This is a genomic window from Variovorax sp. KBW07 (assembly GCF_003852515.1).
Classification (GTDB): domain Bacteria; phylum Pseudomonadota; class Gammaproteobacteria; order Burkholderiales; family Burkholderiaceae_C; genus Variovorax.
Map to the genome: position 1 here is coordinate 68,172 of NZ_QAJK01000027.1, position 17,721 is coordinate 85,892.

General features: G+C 68.5%; 15 protein-coding genes. 10 read left to right on the plus strand and 5 right to left on the minus strand.

Features of this window, described 5'->3' with window-relative positions; translation table 11 throughout:
- The first annotated feature begins 80 nt into the window (after positions 1-80).
- Genes DBV14_RS06095 through DBV14_RS06110 form a run of 4 tightly spaced genes read left to right on the plus strand, consistent with a single transcriptional unit; the run spans position 81 to position 5,316 of the window.
- Complete coding sequence (locus tag DBV14_RS06095; protein ID WP_124458297.1) at positions 81-1,880, plus strand: FAD-dependent oxidoreductase; 1,800 nt, start codon at positions 81-83, stop codon at positions 1,878-1,880.
- Complete coding sequence (locus DBV14_RS06100) at positions 1,877-3,778, plus strand: 2-oxoacid:acceptor oxidoreductase subunit alpha (RefSeq protein ID WP_124458298.1); 1,902 nt, start codon at positions 1,877-1,879, stop codon at positions 3,776-3,778. The genes DBV14_RS06095 and DBV14_RS06100 overlap by 4 nt, the downstream gene beginning before the upstream one ends.
- On the plus strand, positions 3,775-4,830 hold the full coding sequence (locus DBV14_RS06105; protein ID WP_124458299.1) for a 2-oxoacid:ferredoxin oxidoreductase subunit beta: 1,056 nt from the start codon (positions 3,775-3,777) through the stop codon (positions 4,828-4,830). Before DBV14_RS06100 ends, DBV14_RS06105 begins: the two co-directional genes overlap by 4 nt.
- A gap of 48 nt (positions 4,831-4,878) precedes the next feature.
- Positions 4,879-5,316, plus strand: a complete 438-nt coding sequence (locus tag DBV14_RS06110) for a CBS domain-containing protein (RefSeq protein WP_124458300.1) — start codon at positions 4,879-4,881, stop codon at positions 5,314-5,316.
- A 7-nt stretch (positions 5,317-5,323) separates the two neighbouring features.
- Here the strand turns inward: DBV14_RS06110 and DBV14_RS06115 are convergent, their stop codons facing one another.
- Entirely contained in the window at positions 5,324-5,791 is a 468-nt protein-coding gene (locus DBV14_RS06115) for an outer membrane protein assembly factor BamE (RefSeq protein ID WP_124458301.1), read from the minus strand.
- Positions 5,792-5,814: 23 nt separating this feature from the next.
- Positions 5,815-7,284: a YadA family autotransporter adhesin gene (locus tag DBV14_RS06120; protein ID WP_124458302.1), complete on the minus strand. Its 1,470-nt coding sequence runs from the start codon at positions 7,282-7,284 to the stop codon at positions 5,815-5,817.
- A gap of 170 nt (positions 7,285-7,454) precedes the next feature.
- Between DBV14_RS06120 and DBV14_RS06125 the strand changes: the two genes are divergently transcribed.
- Complete coding sequence (locus DBV14_RS06125) at positions 7,455-7,847, plus strand: carboxymuconolactone decarboxylase family protein (RefSeq protein ID WP_124458303.1); 393 nt, start codon at positions 7,455-7,457, stop codon at positions 7,845-7,847.
- Positions 7,848-7,887: 40 nt separating this feature from the next.
- On the opposite strand, the gene putA is transcribed toward DBV14_RS06125, so the two are convergent.
- Positions 7,888-11,661: a trifunctional transcriptional regulator/proline dehydrogenase/L-glutamate gamma-semialdehyde dehydrogenase gene (putA, locus tag DBV14_RS06130; protein WP_185545938.1), complete on the minus strand. Its 3,774-nt coding sequence runs from the start codon at positions 11,659-11,661 to the stop codon at positions 7,888-7,890.
- Positions 11,662-11,863: 202 nt separating this feature from the next.
- On the opposite strand from putA, the gene DBV14_RS06135 reads away from it, so the two are divergent.
- The 4 genes from DBV14_RS06135 to DBV14_RS06150 all read left to right on the plus strand — a co-directional run bounded on the left by DBV14_RS06135 (position 11,864) and on the right by DBV14_RS06150 (position 14,496).
- Positions 11,864-12,466, plus strand: a complete 603-nt coding sequence (locus DBV14_RS06135) for a helix-turn-helix domain-containing protein (RefSeq protein WP_124458304.1) — start codon at positions 11,864-11,866, stop codon at positions 12,464-12,466.
- 2 nt (positions 12,467-12,468) lie between these two features.
- Positions 12,469-13,047 carry a GNAT family N-acetyltransferase gene (locus DBV14_RS06140; protein ID WP_260396834.1) on the plus strand — a complete coding sequence of 193 codons (579 nt, stop codon included), beginning with the start codon at positions 12,469-12,471 and terminating at the stop codon, positions 13,045-13,047.
- Positions 13,044-13,850 (plus strand): class I SAM-dependent methyltransferase, encoded by an 807-nt coding sequence (locus DBV14_RS06145; RefSeq protein ID WP_124458306.1) that lies wholly within the window; start codon positions 13,044-13,046, stop codon positions 13,848-13,850. Before DBV14_RS06140 ends, DBV14_RS06145 begins: the two co-directional genes overlap by 4 nt.
- Positions 13,851-13,989: 139 nt before the next feature.
- Positions 13,990-14,496: a DUF2147 domain-containing protein gene (locus tag DBV14_RS06150; protein ID WP_185545939.1), complete on the plus strand. Its 507-nt coding sequence runs from the start codon at positions 13,990-13,992 to the stop codon at positions 14,494-14,496.
- Between the two features lie 15 nt (positions 14,497-14,511).
- On the opposite strand, the gene DBV14_RS06155 is transcribed toward DBV14_RS06150, so the two are convergent.
- Together DBV14_RS06155 and DBV14_RS06160 are read right to left on the minus strand one after the other, a co-directional pair.
- On the minus strand, positions 14,512-15,657 hold the full coding sequence (locus tag DBV14_RS06155) for an NADH:flavin oxidoreductase/NADH oxidase (protein WP_124458308.1): 1,146 nt from the start codon (positions 15,655-15,657) through the stop codon (positions 14,512-14,514).
- Positions 15,654-16,637 carry a DMT family transporter gene (locus DBV14_RS06160; protein ID WP_124458309.1) on the minus strand — a complete coding sequence of 328 codons (984 nt, stop codon included), beginning with the start codon at positions 16,635-16,637 and terminating at the stop codon, positions 15,654-15,656. The genes DBV14_RS06155 and DBV14_RS06160 overlap by 4 nt, the downstream gene beginning before the upstream one ends.
- 159 nt (positions 16,638-16,796) lie before the next feature.
- On the opposite strand from DBV14_RS06160, the gene DBV14_RS06165 reads away from it, so the two are divergent.
- Positions 16,797-17,675, plus strand: a complete 879-nt coding sequence (locus DBV14_RS06165; RefSeq protein ID WP_124458310.1) for a LysR family transcriptional regulator — start codon at positions 16,797-16,799, stop codon at positions 17,673-17,675.
- Positions 17,676-17,721: the final 46 nt, after the last annotated feature.

A 17,721-nucleotide genomic window follows, 5' to 3' on the forward strand; every position in this document is an offset into this window, starting at 1 on the left:
CGGCCGGTGCGGCGCCATACTCGCGCCAGAGCCGCATGTCGGCCCCTCCGGGGTCCCGGGCGGTCGCCAGGAGACACGCCTTGCAGCGAACCAACATTGCAAATCCGGCCTACTTCCACAAGGTCGTCGATTGCCAGTACGCCTGTCCGGCGCACACCCCCGTCCCTGAATACATCCGCATGATCGCGCAGCGCCGCTACAGCGATGCCTACATGATCAACTGGGCCTCCAACGTCTTTCCCGGCATTCTGGGGCGCACCTGCGACAGGCCTTGCGAGCCGGCCTGCCGGCGAGGGCGGGTGGAAGAAAGCAACGCCGAAGCCCCGGAGCCGGTGGCCATCTGCCGGCTCAAGCGCGTGGCCGCCGACATGAAGGACGACGTGCATGCGCGCATGCCGAAGCTCGCACCGAAGAACGGCAAGCGCATTGCCTGCATCGGCGCGGGGCCGGCCTCGCTCACCGTCGCACGCGACCTCGCGCCGCTGGGCTACGAAGTGACGGTGTTCGACGCAGAGGCCAAGGCCGGCGGCTTCATCCGCACGCAGATCCCGCGCTTTCGCCTGCCCGAATCGGTGATCGACGAAGAGACGGGCTACGTGCTCGACCTGGGCGTGGAGTTCCGCGGCGGCGAGCGCATCGATTCGATGAAGGCGCTGATGGACCAGGGGTGGGACGCGATCTTCGTCGGCTGCGGCGCACCGCGCGGGCGCGACCTCGACGTGCCCGGCCGGCAAGAGGCAGCGGCCAGCATCCACATCGGCATCGACTGGCTCAACTCGGTGTCGTTCGGCCACGTGAGCAGCATCGGAAAGCGCGTGATCGTGCTGGGTGGCGGCAACACGGCCATGGACTGCTGCCGCTCGGCGCGCCGGTTGGGCGGCACCGACGTGAAGGTCATCGTGCGCAGCGGCTTCGACGAAATGAAGGCCTCGCCCTGGGAGAAGGAAGACGCCCAGCACGAGGGCATTCCGATCGTCAACTTCCACGTGCCCAAGGCTTTCGTGCACGACAACGGCAAGCTGCTGGGCATGCGCTTCGAGATCGTCCGGGCCGCGTACGACGCACAGGGCCGCCGCTCGCTGGTGCCCACCGGCGAGCCCGATGCGTACTTCGAATGCGACGAGGTGCTGGTGGCCGTGGGCCAGGAAAACGCCTTCCCGTGGATCGAGCGCGACTGCGGCCTCGACTTCGAAAAGTCGGGCCTGCCGGTGCTCGACAAGAACACTTTCCAGTCGACGGTGCCGAACGTGTTCTTCGGCGGCGACGCGGCCTTCGGCCCCAAGAACATCATCACGGCCGTGGCCCATGGCCACGAGGCGGCAGTGTCGATCGACAAGCTGCTGCACGCCGAACCGATCTACATTCGCCCCGCGCCCATGACCAACCTGGTGTCGCAGAAGATGGGCATCCACGAGTGGAGCTACGACAACGACACCTCCAACGACCTGCGCTACAAGGTGCCGTGGGAAAAAGCCGAGACGGCACTGGCCAGCATCCGCGTGGAAGTGGAACTGGGCTTCGATGCGGCCACGGCTTTCAAGGAGGCCGAGCGCTGCCTGAACTGCGACGTGCAGACGGTGTTCACCGAGGCCGCGTGCATCGAATGCGATGCCTGCGTCGACATCTGCCCGATGGACTGCATCAACTTCATCGAGAACGACGAAGAAGCACAACTGAGGCCGCGCCTGAAGGCGCCGGCGCTGAACGAAGCGCAAGACCTGTACGTGTCGGGTGGCCTCAAGACAGGCCGCGTGATGGTCAAGGACGAAGACGTGTGCCTGCATTGCGGCCTGTGCGCCGAGCGCTGCCCCACCGGGGCCTGGGACATGCAGAAGTTCCTGCTGAAGATGACGCCCGCGGGGCAGGGGGTGGCGGCATGAGCGCCGTGCGGCCGCCCGAAGGCGCGATGGCCAGCAGTGCGCCGCCCATTCCACGGATCGAAGCGGTCAACGACTTCGTCATCAAGTTCGCCAACGTCAACGGCTCGGGCTCGGCCTCGGCCAACGAACTGTTCGCCAAGGCCATTTTGCGCATGGGCGTGCCGGTGAGCCCGCGCAACATTTTCCCCAGCAACATCCAGGGCCTGCCGACCTGGTACGAGGTCCGCGTGACCGAGCAGGGCCACCTGGGGCGGCGCGGCGGCACCGACATGATGGTGGCGATGAACCCGCAGACCTGGGACGCCGACCTGGCCGAGCTGGAGCCCGGCGGCTACCTTTTCTACGACAGCACGCGGCCGCTGCCGCCGTCGAAATTCCGCGGCGACATCCGCGTGATCGGCATGCCGCTGACCGAGATCTGCAACGCCGTCTACCAGGACCCGCGGCAGCGCCAGCTGTTCAAGAACATCGTCTACGTGGGGGCGCTGGCCATCCTGCTCGGCATCGAGCCGGAAGTGGTCGAAAAACTGTTCGGCGAGCAGTACAAGGGCAAGGAAAAACTGCTGGCCTCCAACGTGCAGGCGCTGCACCTGGGCTGCGACTTCGCGCGCGAGAACCTCGAGCCGCTGGGGCTGCGCGTGCAGCGTGCCGACAAGGTGGGCAACCGCATCTTCGTGGACGGCAACAGCGCCGCGGCGCTGGGCTGCGTGTATGGCGGAGCGACGGTTGCCGCGTGGTATCCCATCACGCCGTCGTCTTCGGTGGCCGAGGCCTTCCAGAAGTACTGCACCAAGTTTCGCGTCGACGCGGCCACCGGCCAGCACCGCTTTGCCATCGTGCAGGCGGAAGACGAGCTGGCCTCCATCGGTGTGGTGGTCGGCGCCGGCTGGAATGGCGCACGCGCTTTCACGGCCACTTCGGGGCCGGGCATTTCGCTGATGACCGAGTTCATCGGCCTGGCCTACTTTGCCGAGATTCCCATCACGCTCATCAACGTGCAGCGCGGCGGGCCTTCCACCGGCATGCCGACGCGCACGCAGCAGGCCGACATCTTGTCGTGCGCCTATGCCTCGCATGGCGACACCAAGCACGTGCTGCTGTTTCCCGAAGATCCGCGCGAGTGCTTCGAGCATGCGGCGGCGGCGCTGGACCTGGCCGACCGGCTGCAGACGCCCGTGTTCCTGATGACCGACCTGGACATCGGCATGAACCAGCGCCTGTGCGAGCCCTTTGCCTGGGACGACAGCGTGGCCTACGACCGCGGCAAGGTCATGAGCGCCGAAGAGCTGGAGGCGGGCCGAGACTTCGGCCGCTACAAGGACGTGGACGGTGACGGCATTCCCTGGCGCACCCTGCCGGGCACGCACCCGACCAAGGGCAGCTACTTCACGCGGGGCACCACGCGCGACGCCTACGCCCGCTATTCGGAGCGCGGGCCCGACTACATCTACAACATGGAGCGGCTGCTGAAGAAGTTCGCGACCGCGGCCACGCTGGTGCCGCAGCCCGTACTGCGGCCGGCGGCGGCGAAGACCGAACTGGGCGTGATCTATTTCGGCTCGACCAGCCCGTCGATGAACGAGGCGCTGGAAACACTGGACGCACTCGGCATCCAGATCGACGCGCTGCGGCTGCGTGCCTTTCCCTTTCCCGACAGCGTGGTGCAGTTCCTGGCGCAGCACACGCAGGTGTTCGTGGTCGAGCAGAACCGCGATGCGCAGATGCGCAGCCTGCTGGTGAACGAGCTGGACGCCGACCCCGCGCGCTTGATTCGCGTGCTGCATTTCGACGGCACGCCCATCACGGCGCGCTTCATCGTCCAGGCCATCAGCGCGCACGTGCAGAAGCACGCTGAAAAGCCAGTGCCCCGCGCCACCGACAGGAAGGAATCCGCATGACCTACCTTGCCAAGCCACGCCTGCACCACCCGACGCTGGCCACCAACAAGGTCGGCTACACGCGGCGCGACTACGAAGGAAAGATATCGACGCTGTGCGCCGGTTGCGGGCACGACTCCATCTCGGCCGCCATCATCGAGGCCTGCTGGGAACTGGACATCGAGCCGCACCGCGTGGCCAAGCTCTCGGGCATTGGCTGCAGCTCCAAGACGCCCGACTATTTTCTTGGCGCATCGCACGGCTTCAACACCGTGCACGGCCGCATGCCCAGCGTGCTGACCGGCGCCAACCTGGCCAACCGCGACCTGCTGTACCTGGGCGTGTCGGGCGATGGCGATTCGGCGTCCATTGGCCTCGGCCAGTTCGCGCACGCCATGCGGCGCGGCGTGCGCATGGCCTACATCGTGGAGAACAACGGGGTCTACGGCCTGACCAAGGGCCAGTTTTCGGCCACGGCCGACCAGGGCTCCAAGAGCAAGAAGGGCGTGATCAACACCGACAGCCCGGTCGACCTGGTGGCCATGGCGCTGCAGCTGGGCGCCAGCTATGTGGGGCGCGGGTTCTCGGGCAACAAGGCGCAGCTGGTGCCGCTGATCAAAGGGGCGATCAGCCACGGCGGCTCGGCTTTCATCGACGTCATCAGCCCCTGCGTGGCCTTCAACAACCATCCGGGCAGCACCAAGAGCTACGACTATGTGCGCGAGCACAACGAGGCGGTGAGCCGCATCGACTTCATCAGCGGGCGGGAGGAAATTACCGTCGACATGGGGCCTGGCGAAGTGCTCGACGTGCGCCAGCACGATGGCACGCTGCTGCGCCTGCGCAGCCTGCACCCCGACTACAACCCGGGCGACCGCTACGCCGCCATGGCCTACATGCAGCGGCACCACGAGATGGGCGAAGTGGTCACGGGCCTGCTGTATGTCGACCCGCTGGCCACCGACCTGCACACGGCGCTGAACACCAGCGACAAGCCGCTCAACGCGCTGGGCCCGGCCCAGCTCTGCCCCGGTGCCCAGGCGCTGGAGCGGCTCAACGCCTCCTTGCGCTGAGCGCCGGCGGGCGGCACCATTCACGACGTCATTCCCGGAGGGCGCACCATGGCCGAGCGCACCGTTTTCCAATCCATTTCGCGCAAGCACGTGGTCAGCCTGGGCCCGCAGGCCAGCGTGCGCGACGCGGCCTGCGTGATGACCAAGGCCAACTGCGGCAGCGTGCTCGTCATGGAGCTGCCCGACACCCTGGTGGGCATCCTGACCGAGCGCGACCTGATGACCCGCGTGCTGGCCAAGGGGCTCGACCCCGACCGCACGCCGGTGCGCGAAGTCATGACGCCCAACCCGATCTGCGTGCCGCCCGAAACGCTGGTGTCCGATGCGGTCGTGCTGATGCTCGAGCGGGGTTTTCGCCACCTGCCGCTGGTGGCGGGAACGAAGCTCCTGGGCGTGTTCTCGGTGCGCGATGCGCTGCCGCGCGAAATTGGCACGGCGCTCAACCAGACCGAGTTCAACGAGCAGGTGAACGACGCGCTGGGTTAGCCGGCCATCAGCCGCCTTGCGCCGCCAGCTTTGCGCACGCGGCCGGATGCCAGTAGAAGCCCTGCGCCCGGTAGTTCGTGTCGAAGATCACCTTGTAGCGGCAGGGCGTGATGCCCCCGCCCGAACGGAACTTGAACACGTAGTCCCACTCGCGCACGCCCGCCATGCCTTCCGCGAAATGCGGGCGGCCGATCAGTTCGTAGAGCTGGTCCTTGGTGGCGCCGGGTCCGATGGCGCGCAGGTTGTCGCGGTTCGGAAAGCTGCCCTCCTTGCGCGAAGCCTGCGCTTCGATATCGGGCCAGACCAGCGTGGCGGCCGACTTGCCGTCGTCCGCCAGGCCGCTGCTCACGTAAGACGTGCAGCCCTGCAATGCGAAGAGCGCGATGGCGCCGATGGCCGCGAGTGTGGCAGTCGCCCGGCGCGGGTGTTGCCGCGGTTGTTCCTGTCGTTGTGCGTGTCGTTGTTCGTATGTCATGAAGAGTTCCCCGTGCGCCCCGCTTACCACTGGAAGCCGGCACCGGCGGACACGCCGACGCTGCCGCGCGAGTTGGCCGAGCCGGTGAACTTCATCACCCACTTGCCGTTGTCCGAAATGCTCGAGTAGCCGATGGCGATGGCGCTCTGGCCTTCGTACCCCGCCACGCCGCCGGCGACCATGCTCTTGCCCGGCAGGTAGGCCTGCGGCATGCCGGCCATGGCCATTGCGCCGGCGGTGCCCGCATTGGCCTCTCGCTGGTTGGCACGGATGGCATCGCGCAGCTGGTTGGTTTGCGCATTGATCTGGCTGGCCTGCGCATTCAGCTGGTTGACGTTGACCGCGTCGGTGCCGGCCACGCCGGGCGCCACGTTCGAGACCGTGGTGCCGTTGGGCGCCTGCCCGTTGCCGAGCGTCACCTGGTTGTAGTTGACGCTGCCGTCGGCGTTGCTGCCGTAGTTGACGGCACGCGATTGCACCGCCTGCAGCTGCCGCACGTTGACCGCGTCGGTGGCCTGCGTGCCGCCCGCCACGTTGGTGATCTGCCGTTCGCCGCCGGCGCTGCCGACCGATACCGCGCCCTGCGTCGAGCTCACCGCGGTGTTGGAGAACAGCTCGGCCTGCCCGTTCATGCCGGCGCGATCGGCGCTGGCGCCGGCGCCGAGCGCGATGCCGCCGGTGCTGGTGGCCACCGCGCGGGTGCCGATGGCAATGGCCGACACGCCCGAGGCCATGCTCCGCTGGCCCATGGCCATGCTCGACTCGGCGCCGGCCGTGGCGCCGTCGCCGATGGCCGTGGCGCTGTCGGCCAGCGCGCTGCTGTTCGCGCCCAGCGCCGAGGCGTTGACGCCATTGGCATTGGCGCGGTCGCCCGCAGCCAGGCTGCTCTTTTTCTGTGCCTGCGTGTTGGCGCCGAGCGCGGTCGCGTTGATGTCGCTGGCGGTGGCGCTGTCGCCGGCCGCAAGGCTGCTGGTGGCCAGCGCGGTGGTGTTGGCGCCGATGGCGGTCGCGTTGGTGCCATAGGCCTTGGCCACGTTGCCCACGGCCGTGCTGCTGACGCCCGCGGCCACGGTGGTGGAGCCCAGCGCGGTCGCGTAGGTTTCGGTGGCCTTGGCATCGACGTCGGTGGCCACGCTGCCATAGCCCGTGGCGCGGGTCGTGGTGTCGCCGAGCAGCAGGGCGCCGGGGCCGAGGTTGCTGCTGGCCAGGGTCTGCAGCGTCGCGGAGTCGGGGCCGTCGTTCGTGGCGTTGGCGGGCACGTTGCCGATCAGCGCAAAGCCGCCGTTGCCGTTGGGCACCTGGCAGGCCCAGGTGCCGCCGCCGCCGTTTTTGCTGCACACCGCGCCGGAACCCATGATGGTGACGTTGCCGCCGACGTTGACTTCGGCCCGCGCGACCGGTGCCAGCAGGCCCCCCAGCGCCAGCGCCAGGACCGTGCCCGCCACGCATGCGACGGGCGTGCGTTGCCAGCTCACTTCTTGCAAGTGATTCATTTCTTCGTTGCTCCCTGATGCACTTGTTCAGTGCTGTACTTTGAGAAGCTGACGAATGTATGAACCGCTTCAGCGCAAACCTAGGACCTAATTCACAATGAATGTAAACACATTGAATAGATTGTTTGCATCGTGAACTTTTTCCGCTCGCGGTCTTCAAGGAGATTTGAATGAAACCCCAACCCATCGAATACGCCGACGCCTCCGACGAGGTTCGCGCCGTCTTCGACGACATCAAGGCCTCGCGCAACGTGCCCGACGTCAACAACTTCTGGAAGTACCTTGCCAACGACCCAGCCACGCTCAGGCGCACCTGGCGCAGCCTGAAGGAAGTGATGGCACCGGGCGCGCTCGATCCGGTCGTGAAGGAAATGGTCTACCTCGCGGTGAGCGTCACCAACAACTGCGGCTACTGCATCGCGAGCCACCACGCCGGCGCCGAGAAGGCCGGCATGACGCCCGCGATGTTCGCCGAGCTGATGGGCGTGGTCGGCATGGCCAACGAGACCAACCGGCTGGTGAACGGCTACCGCGTGCCGATCGATCCGGCGTTCGACAAGTAGCGCAGCACGCGGCCCATACGGACCACGCACGCGGCGGTTTTCAGCCGATGGTCATCAGGCTCGCGTTGCCGCCGGCCGCCGCCGTGTTGATGCTGAGCGCGCGCTCCACCACCAGGCTTTCGAGCGGAATGCCGCCGTCGCCGGGCGCGAAGGCGCGCACGCCGACGATGGGGCCCTGGCGCGAGGCGAGGCGCTGCATCACGCCGGCCAGGCCATCGGCGTCGCCGTGGTACAGCGCCGCGTCGAAGGCCACGGTCTGCGCGGTCCAGTCGCTGGCGACGGCCACGCACTGCTGCACGTCGGCCGGCAACGACGCCAGCAGGCGCTGCGCTTGCGCGTCGGCGGGCCAAATCGCCGTGCTGCCCACGGCCAGTACGGCGGCCAGCTGCACCAACCGGTCCGCCTCGTCGCCGGCCAGGCAAAGCACCGCTTCGCGCGGCAGCAGCGTGTACACGTTGCGCTCGCCTGTCGGCCCGGCCAGCGTGCGCGAACAGCCGGCGCGCGCCACGCCGGCAAAGTGCGCGCATTGCGCGGCCAGCGCGGCGCGGCCGGTGTCTTGCGCCCAGCGGCGCAGCACATGCAACCCGGCGCCGTGGCCCGTGTCGCCGGCATGGGCCATCGCTTGCAGCAGCACGTCGTCGGGCCGCTTCGACAGCATGCGCACCATGTACAGCGGCCCGCCCGCCTTCGGTCCCGTGCCCGACAGGCCTTCGCCGCCGAAAGGCTGCACGCCCACCACGGCGCCAACGATGTTGCGGTTCACGTAGATGTTGCCGGCCTTGGCATGGTCGACGATCTGCGCGATGGTCTCGTCGATGCGCGTGTGCACGCCCAGCGTCAGCCCGTAGCCGGTGCCGTTGATCTGGCCCACCAGCGCGGGCAGGTCGCGGCGGCGGTAGCGCACCAGGTGCAGCACCGGGCCGAACACTTCGCGCTGCAGTTCGGCAATGCTGCCCAGCTCGATCAGCGTGGGCATCACGTAGGTGCCGTGGCGCGTGTCGTCGCCGTGCTCGCGGCCCTGGCGATAGACCCTGCGGCCACGCTCGCGCATGGTCGCGATGTGGCGCTCGATGCCGTCGCGCGCTTCGGCGTCGATCACCGGGCCCACGTCCACCGCCAGCCGCGCGGGGTTGCCGATGCAGCTCTCGGCCATCGCGCCCTTGAGCATCTCGATCAGGCGGTCGGCCGCTTCTTCCTGCACGAACAGCACGCGCAGCGCCGAGCAGCGCTGGCCGGCGCTGTCGAAGGCCGAGGCCATCACGTCGGCCACCACCTGTTCCACCAGTGCCGACGAGTCGACGATCATCGCGTTCTGCCCGCCGGTTTCGGCGATGAGCGGCACCGGCGCGCCATGGGCACCCAACCGTTGCGAGAGCGTCTTCTGCAGGATGCGCGCCACCTCGGTCGAGCCGGTGAACATCACGCCCTGCACGCGCGCATCGGCGACCAGCGCGGCGCCGACGGTTTCGCCGCGGCCGGGCAGCAGCTGCACGGCGGCATGCGGCACGCCGGCTTCCCACAGCACGCGGATGGCCTCGGCCGCGACCAGCGGCGTCTGCTCGGCCGGCTTGGCCAACACCGGGTTGCCCGCCGCGAGCGCGGCCGCCACCTGGCCGAGGAAGATGGCCAGCGGAAAATTCCACGGGCTGATGCAGACCATCGGGCCCAACGCCTGGTGCGTGTCGTTCGAAAAATCGTTGCGTGCCTGCGCCGCATAGAAGCGAAGAAAGTCGACGGCCTCGCGCACTTCGGCAATGGCGTTGGCGTATGTTTTTCCGGCCTCGCGCGCCAGCAGGCCGAGCAGGCGCGGCATGCGCGCTTCGAGCAGGCCGGCCGCGCGTTCGAGCAGCGCGGCGCGTTCGGTCGGCGGTGTCGCGGCCCATGCCGTTGCAACGCCATGGGCCTGCGCGATGGCCGATTCGACATCGGCCGTCGTTGCTTCCCGCACGCGCCCGACGACGTCGCGGTGGTCGGCGGGGTTCAGCACGTCGGCCTCGCCGCGAGATGAATCGGCATCGGAATCTGCGCCGGGCATTGCTTCGGCAAGCATTGGCATGGCGCGCCACGCTTCATCGGCGCTGGCGCGCAGCACGCCGCCGAGCGCGCGCAGGCTGTCGTCGTTCGCCAGGTCGAGCCCTTGCGAGTTGATGCGTTGCGCACCGTACAGCGCGGCCGGTAACGGAATGGACGGATGCGGCAGGCCCACGGCGCCTTCGCGCGCGGCCATGTGCTCGACGGTCTGCACCGGGTCTTCGACCAGCGCTTCCAGCGATATCGTCGGGTCCGCGATGCGGTTGACGAACGAGGTGTTGGCGCCGTTTTCCAGCAGCCGCCGCACCAGGTAGGCGAGCAGCGTCTCGTGCGTGCCCACCGGTGCATAGATGCGGCAAGGCCGCCCGAGCGGGCCGACCACCTGTTCATACAGCGGCTCGCCCATGCCGTGCAGGCACTGGAACTCGTACTGCCCCGGTGCATAGCGCGACGGGTCCGCCGCCGTGTAGATGGCGGCCAGCGTGTGCGCGTTGTGCGTGGCGAACTGCGGGTACACCGCTTCGGGCGCATCGAGCAACTGGCGCGCGCACGCCAGGTAGGACACGTCGGTGTAGGCCTTGCGCGTGTAGACCGGGTAGCCGCTCAGTCCGTCGATCTGCGCGCGCTTGATCTCGCTGTCCCAGTAGGCGCCCTTCACCAGCCGCACCATCAGCCGGTGCCGGCTGCGCCGCGCCAGATCGATCACGCAGTCGATCACGAACGGGCAGCGCTTCTGGTAGGCCTGGATCACGAAGCCGATGCCGTTCCATCCCGCCAGTGCGGGCTCGAAGCACAGGCGCTCCAGCAGGTCGAGCGACAGCTCCAGGCGGTCGGCTTCTTCCGCGTCGATGTTCAGCCCGATGTTGTAGGCCTGCGCCAGCAGCGCGAGCTCGCGCAGCACCGGGTACAGCTCGGCCATCACGCGGCTGTGCTGCGCGCGGCTGTAGCGCGGGTGCAGCGCCGACAGCTTGATGGAGATGCCCGGCCCCTCGTACACGCCGCGCCCGCCCGAGGCCTCGCCGATGGCGTGAATCGCTTCTTCGTACGCGATGCGATAGCGCTTCGCGTCCTCGGTGGTCAGCGCCGCTTCGCCGAGCATGTCGTAGGAATAGCGAAAGCCTTGCGCCTCCAGCTCGCGCGCATTGCCCAGCGCCTGCGCGATGGTCTCGCCGGTGACGAACTGCTCGCCCATCATGCGCATCGCCATGTCCACGCCCTTGCGGATCAGCGGCTCGCCGCCCTTGCCGATCAGGCGCGTGAGCACCGTCGACAGGCCCGTTTCGCTGTGCGTGGCCACCAGCTTGCCGGTCAGCAGCAGGCCCCAGGTCGCGGCGTTGACGAACACCGAAGGGCTGCGGCCCGCATGCGATTGCCACTGGCCGTGCGCGATCTTGTCGCGGATGAGCGCGTTGCGCGTCTCGGCATCGGGAATGCGCAGCAGCGCTTCGGCCAGGCACATCAGCGCCACGCCTTCCTGCGACGACAGCGCGTATTCCTGCAGCAGGCCCTGCACCAGGCCGGCGCGGCCGCCCGCGTTCTTCCGGTTGCGCAGTTGCTGCGCGATGCGGTGGGCCAGCGCGTGCGCTTCCTCGGCCAGGCCGGCCGGCAGGCGCGCCCGTGCAAGCAGCGGTGGCAGCGCCTCGGGCTCCGCGCGCCGGTACGCCGCCGTGACCTGTTCGCGCAGCGCCGAAGGTTGCACTGCCAGGCCGTCGGCAAAGGCGGTGAAGGAAGAGGCCAGCAAAGTGGGCGGCAACGTGGGAGAGGCGGGGCTGGGGTCGGGCATGGCGTGTCGGTGGGAGTGATAAGTTGGATGATCTCTCCACGGGCGTCGAATGTTTGTTCGAAGAATCGAGGGATGGCAGAGAAAAAAACGGGATGGCCAACGACCCGGCCGTGCATTCCGGCCCCGGTGCTTGCCACCGGAGCGGCGTGTACGCCATTCGGCCCTTGACGGTGATTCCTTTATATTGGACATTAAATCCAATATGAAAGAAGAGGCCGAAGAACCCCAAAGCCTGAACGACCGCATCGCCCAGCGCGTGCGCGACCTGCGTGCCGCGCGTGGCCTGTCGCTCGACGCGCTGGCCACGCACTGCGGTGTCAGCCGTTCCATGATCTCGCTGATCGAGCGCGGAGAGAGCAGCCCGACCGCCGTGCTGCTCGAAAAGCTGGCCAACGGCCTCGGCGTACCGCTCGCCTCGCTGTTCGAGGAACCCACGCCCGAGCCCGGCCCCGTGTCGCGCCTGGCCGACCAGTTGCAGTGGCGTGATCCGCATTCCGGCTACGTGCGCCGGAACGTGTCGCCGGGCGGCGCGGCCTCGCCGATCCAGATCGTCGAAGTGCTGTTTCCGCCCAAGGCGCGCGTGGCCTACGAGACCGGCGCCCGCGAGCCGAAGGTGCACCAGCAGGTGTGGGTGCTCGACGGCCGCATCGAAGTCACGGTGGGCGACGACCGCCATCTGCTCGACACCGGCGACTGCCTGGCGCTGGTGCTCGACCGCCCCACCAGCTACCACAACCCCACCCGCAAGACCGCGCGCTACGCGGTCGTGATCACCAGCAGCCCGCCTGCTTCCTCCTGGAGATGAACGTGCCAGACCCATCCCAATCCCCATCCCCATCCCCATCCCCGCGCATCCGAGCGCTTCCCCACGTCACCGACGCGCAGGTGCGCGAACTGGCCGGCGTGCTCATCGACTGCGTGGCGGGCGGCGCCTCGGTCAGCTTCATGTCGCCGCTGACCATCGAGCGCGCATGCGCCTTCTGGCAGGGCGTGGCCGACAGCGTGGCGCGCGGCGAGCGCGAGTTGCTGGTGGCCGAAGACGCCGAAGGCATCGTGGGCACCGTGCAACTGGTGCTCGCCCAGCCCGAGAACCAGCCGCACCGCGGCGAGGTGGCGAAGATGCTGGTGCACCGGCGTGCGCGCCGCCAGGGCCTGGGCGCACAGCTGATGCAGGCGGCCGAGCAATCGGCGCGCGCGCATCGCAAGACCCTGCTGGTGCTCGACACGTCGAGCCCCGACGCCGAGCGGCTCTATGCGCGGGTCGGCTGGCAGCGCGTGGGCGTGATCCCCGGCTATGCGCTGCTGCCCGACGGCGAGCCGTGCGCCACCACCTATTTCTATCGCGCGCTGGATGCGGAAACGCCGCAGCCCTCCGCCGCACCATGAGCGAATTCGACCAGCTTCTCCTGCATGCCGATGCCAAGCCGCTCGTCGGCTGGGACCTGTCGTGCGACGGGCGCATCACCACCACGGCCACGCCATGGAACTTCGAAGCCGTGGTCGAGCGCCATGCGCGCCAGTCGCCCGACATGCTCGACATGGGCACCGGTGGCGGCGAGTGGCTGAGCCGGCTGGCCTTTCGGCCGGCGCGCACCGTGGCCACCGAAGGCTGGGCGCCAAACGTCGGCATTGCGCGCGAGCGGCTGGCGCCGTTGGGCGTGGAGGTGGTCGAGGTCGAAGGCGCGGACGACAACGCCGTGCAAGAGGCCGGCGAAGCGCAGGAAGCAAGGCTGCCGTTCGCGGACGCTTCGTTTCACCTGGTCGTCAACCGCCACGAATCTTTTGTCGCGGCCGATGTCTCGCGCATTCTTGTCGCGAACGGCGGGCGCTTCGTCACCCAGCAGGTCGCATCGGACTTCAACGCCGACTCCTACGACCTGCTGGGCCTGCCCATGCCCGAGATGCCGCGCTGGAAACTGGCTACCGCCATCGGGCAACTGGAGCGCGCGGGCTTTGGCATCGAGCACGGCGAAGAGGGCGCCGAGCTGCTGGCGTTCGCCGACGTCGGCGCCTTTGCCTGGTACCTGAAGCACGTGCCCTATGTGTGCCTCGAATTCACCATCGGCGGATGCCGCGACGCATTGCAGCGCCTGCACCAGCGCATGCAGGCCGGCGAGGCGCTCGCGATGCGGCAGAAGCTGTTCTGGGTGAGTGCCGTCAAGCGCCCGGAAGCAGCGCCGGCCGGCTGAGGCGCGCGGATTTTTGTATCGCTCCTTGTCTGGCAGGCGGCCGGACATACGGTGCGACAAATCTCCGGCGGCTTTGAAACCCATGAAGTTGCGCGCGGCAGTGCAATGGGCGTCTCACTCACTCGACGCGAAGTCCGCCATGTCCACACAGCCCTTGCCCCATCGTTCATCAGGCCGCAGCTTTGGCGTGCTCCTGCTGCTGTCGGTCACAGCCTTCGCTGCACAGGCGCAGTCTTCTTCCGCTGCAGCAGCCGATCCGCGCGGTCGATGGATCACCGCCAACGGCAATCTCGAAGTGGAAGTCGCACCTTGCGGCACTGCGCTGTGCGGCACCGTCACCAAGGTCCTCGGCAACCGCTCCATGGCGCCCGGCGGTGGCAGCATGCAGCCCGCCGATGGCCGCCCGGCCTTGGGCATGACCTTGCTGCAGGACTTCAAGCCGGTCGATGCGAGCGATGCCTCCCGTTCGCCCACCGAGTGGGCCGGCCAGATCTACAACCGCGAGAACGGCAAGACCTACAGCTGCAACATGACGGTGAGCACCGCCGGCAACGCGGCCGGCGAACTGGTGCTGCATGCGTACGTCGGGCTGCCGCTGTTCGGCAAGACGCAGCGCTGGACGCGCGCTGCTGCGCAGGACCAATGAGCGCAGTGAAAGAGATCAGCGCGCCCCGAACTGCGCGTTCTCGAACAGGTCCTTGAACTCCCGCGGCTGCGAGCGCCAGTACTGGTGCGGCGCCTTCACCTGCGCGCCCAGCTCGGCCGCCGCATGCCAGGGCCAGCGCGGGTCGTACAGGATGGCGCGGGCCAGCGACACCGCATCGGCCTGGCCGTCGGCCACGATGGCTTCCGCGTGGCGCGGCTCGGTGATCAGCCCGACGGCGATGGTCGGCAGGCCGACCTCGGCCTTGATGCGTTCCGCGAACGGCACCTGGTAGCCGGCGCCGAGCGTGATGGCCTGTTGCGGCGACACGCCGCCGCTCGACACATGAATGGCCGCGCAGCCGCGCGCCTTGAGCGCCTGCGAAAACGCGACTGTGCTGTCCAGGTCCCAGCCGCCGGGCACCCAGTCGCTGGCCGACACGCGCACCCACACCGGGCGGTCGGCCGGGAAGGCCTTGCGCACGGCGTCGAACACTTCGAGCGGAAAGCGCAAGCGGTTTTCCAGGCTGCCGCCGTATTCGTCGGTGCGGTGGTTGGCAATGGGCGACAGGAACTGGTGCAGCAGGTAGCCATGCGCCGCGTGGATCTCGATGCCGTCGATGCCCAGCCGCGCCGCGCGCCGTGCCGCCGCCACGAAGGCATCGCGCACGCGGGCAAGGCCGGCCGCATCGAGCGCGATGGGCGCGTCTTCGGTCGGCGAGTGCGGCACGGCCGAGGGCGCATACGCCTTCCAGCCGCCCGGTTCTTCGGGGCGGATCTGCTTGCCGCCTTCCCATGGCGCGCGGCTCGACGCCTTGCGCCCCGCGTGCCCGAGCTGCATGGCAATGGCGATGGGCGACTGCGCGCGCGTGGCCTTCAGCACGCGCGCCAGGCCTTCTTCGTTGGCGTCGGAGTACAGGCCGAGGTCGCCGGGCGAGATGCGGCCTTCGGCCTCCACCGCCGTCGCCTCGATGATCAGCAGCCCCGCGCCCGACAGCGCGAGGTGCCCCAGGTGAATCAGGTGCCAGTCGCCCGGCGTGCCCTCGGTGGCGGAGTACTGGCACATCGGCGCGATGACGATGCGGTTGTCGATGTGCAGGGGGCCGATCCGAAGGGGTTCGAAAAGGCGGCTCTTGCTCTTTGTTGTTTCACTGACGATGCTCATGAGGTCGTGGCTCCACAGGTTCGCTGGTAATTCTGCGGTGCCGGCGCAATCCGTGCCGCGGCCGCCGCGGAAGCCTTGCGGCTCGATGCGGTATGGATCAGCAGCGCCGCGACCACCATCGCCATGCCCACCGCCTCGTTCACCGTGGGCAGCCTGCCCATGGCGGCGCTCATCAACAACGCCGACACCGGCACGAAGTTCAAGAAGGCAGTGCCCGTGACGGCCCCGAGATTGCGCACGCCGTAGTTGAAAGCCAGCACCGAGATGGCCGAAGGCACCACGCCCACGAACAGCAGCACCTGCCACGACAGGCGCAGGCCTTCGGCGCTGGGCGCGGCGGACCAGCCCAGCAGCGTGGCGCCGATGGCCGCGGCCAGCAGCACGGGCCACGAGGCCAGCACCGTGAGCGCGGTGTACTCGATCACGTCGAGTTCGGGAAAGCGCGTGGTGCCGCGCGTGTACCAGACCCAGCCCAGCGTGCCGGCGAAGGCGATCGCGTCGCCGAAGAGCGTGCCCGGCCCGGCGGACGCCGCGCCGCCACCGAACAGCAGGCCCGACACGATGGCCACGCCCAGCAGCGCCAGCGCGCTGGTCAGCAGGGTGGTGCGCGACGGCCGCGCGCCGTCGAGTGCCCAGCGCACCAGCTGCGTGGTCATGGGCGTGGTGGCGATGATCACCGCGCCGTGCGAAGGCACCGAGTGCGCCAGGCCCACCAGCAGCATCACGCTGAACACGCCAAAGCCCGCGGCGCCCCGCAGCGCCAGCGGCCCCGCGTGCTGCCGCAGCTTGCGCCACGGCGCTGCGCCGCGCGGCAGGATGAGCAGCACGAACAGCAGCGCCGACAGGCTGTAGCGGATGAGCGTGAACCACACCGGTTCGACGTGATGGAGCGCGCCCTTGCTCACGAGGAACAGGGAGCCCCACCCGGAGGTGGCGATCAGCAGCGCGGCGATGCCGAGCAGGCGTTGGCGGGTGGACATGGGAGGAACCTTCGGCACTGTGGCAGTGGATGAATGAATGAATGAATCGATGCTTTCAAGGATCGGTTCTCACCCCGCCGATTGCCATTCGCTTCTTTGGACCGAGGCCTCCAAAAAAGCGAATGGCCGGCCTTGGCCGAAGCGCTCACAATTTGCCGCATGGAGCTCTACCAACTGAAGACTTTCGTCGCCATTGCCAAGGAAGGCAGCCTGACCCGCGCCGCCGAACGCGTGTTCACCAGCGCGCCGGCCGTGAGCGCCCAGCTGAAGGCGCTGGAAGACGAACTGGGCGTGAAGCTGTTCGAGCGCACGCCCAAGGGCATGTCGCCCACCGAGGCCGGACACAGCCTGCTGGAAGAAGCCGAGCGCACGCTGGCCTCGGCCTCGCGCATGCGCTCGGCGGCCGACCAGTTGCGCGGCGCGGCGCAGGGCGTGGTGCGCTTCGGCACGGTGGTCGACCCGGTGGCGCTGCGGCTCGGCGACGTGCTGGTCAAGCTGGCGGAGCGCCATCCGCAGGTAACGCTGCAACTGAAGCAGGGGCTGTCGTACGAAACGCTGTCGGGCGTGCAGCGCGGCGAACTCGACTGCGCGTACGTGCTGAGCGACAGCGAGCAGGTCGAGGGGCTGGAGCTGAACCGGCTGGGCGCGGTCGACCTGGTGGTGGCCTTGCCGCCGCCGGTGGCACAGGCGCACCCGGAGCTGTCGCTCGACGAACTCGTGAACCTGCCGTGGGTGGGCACGCCACCGTCGTGCATCCTGCGAGCGCATCTGGAAAAGCTGTTCGCGGGTGCGGGCCGCGAATATCGCCAGGGCCGCACGGCGGACGGCGAGAGCGCGATCCGCAGCATGGTGGCGAGCGGCATGGGCGCGGGGCTGATGCGTCAAGACCAGGCGGAGCAGGGTGAGCGCAATGGCGAGCTTGCGATCTGGAAGGGCTGGCGGTCGCACACGTGGCTGTGCTGGATCGCGCCGTCTGGGGGCAGGCGAGCCGTGGCTGTCGATGCTGTGCGCAGTGCTGTTCTTGAGGCTTGGGGCTGAGGTCTTGTTCGTGTCGTGTCGTTCAGTTCATTCAGGGCGACGCTCA

Excerpts from the sequence above, each read along its gene's own strand:
- DBV14_RS06135 (WP_124458304.1), top strand. The coding sequence starts at position 11,864 with ATGAAAGAAGAGGCCGAAGAACCCCAAAGCCTGAACGACCGCATCGCC.
- DBV14_RS06110 (WP_124458300.1), top strand. The coding sequence starts at position 4,879 with ATGGCCGAGCGCACCGTTTTCCAATCCATTTCGCGCAAGCACGTGGTC.
- DBV14_RS06145 (WP_124458306.1), top strand. The coding sequence starts at position 13,044 with ATGAGCGAATTCGACCAGCTTCTCCTGCATGCCGATGCCAAGCCGCTC.
- DBV14_RS06150 (WP_185545939.1), top strand. The coding sequence starts at position 13,990 with ATGTCCACACAGCCCTTGCCCCATCGTTCATCAGGCCGCAGCTTTGGC.
- DBV14_RS06105 (WP_124458299.1), top strand. The coding sequence starts at position 3,775 with ATGACCTACCTTGCCAAGCCACGCCTGCACCACCCGACGCTGGCCACC.
- putA (WP_185545938.1), bottom strand. The coding sequence starts at position 11,661 with ATGCCCGACCCCAGCCCCGCCTCTCCCACGTTGCCGCCCACTTTGCTG.
- DBV14_RS06115 (WP_124458301.1), bottom strand. The coding sequence starts at position 5,791 with ATGACATACGAACAACGACACGCACAACGACAGGAACAACCGCGGCAA.
- DBV14_RS06155 (WP_124458308.1), bottom strand. The coding sequence starts at position 15,657 with ATGAGCATCGTCAGTGAAACAACAAAGAGCAAGAGCCGCCTTTTCGAA.
- DBV14_RS06160 (WP_124458309.1), bottom strand. The coding sequence starts at position 16,637 with ATGTCCACCCGCCAACGCCTGCTCGGCATCGCCGCGCTGCTGATCGCC.
- DBV14_RS06125 (WP_124458303.1), top strand. The coding sequence starts at position 7,455 with ATGAAACCCCAACCCATCGAATACGCCGACGCCTCCGACGAGGTTCGC.
- DBV14_RS06120 (WP_124458302.1), bottom strand. The coding sequence starts at position 7,284 with ATGAATCACTTGCAAGAAGTGAGCTGGCAACGCACGCCCGTCGCATGC.
- DBV14_RS06165 (WP_124458310.1), top strand. The coding sequence starts at position 16,797 with ATGGAGCTCTACCAACTGAAGACTTTCGTCGCCATTGCCAAGGAAGGC.
- DBV14_RS06100 (WP_124458298.1), top strand. The coding sequence starts at position 1,877 with ATGAGCGCCGTGCGGCCGCCCGAAGGCGCGATGGCCAGCAGTGCGCCG.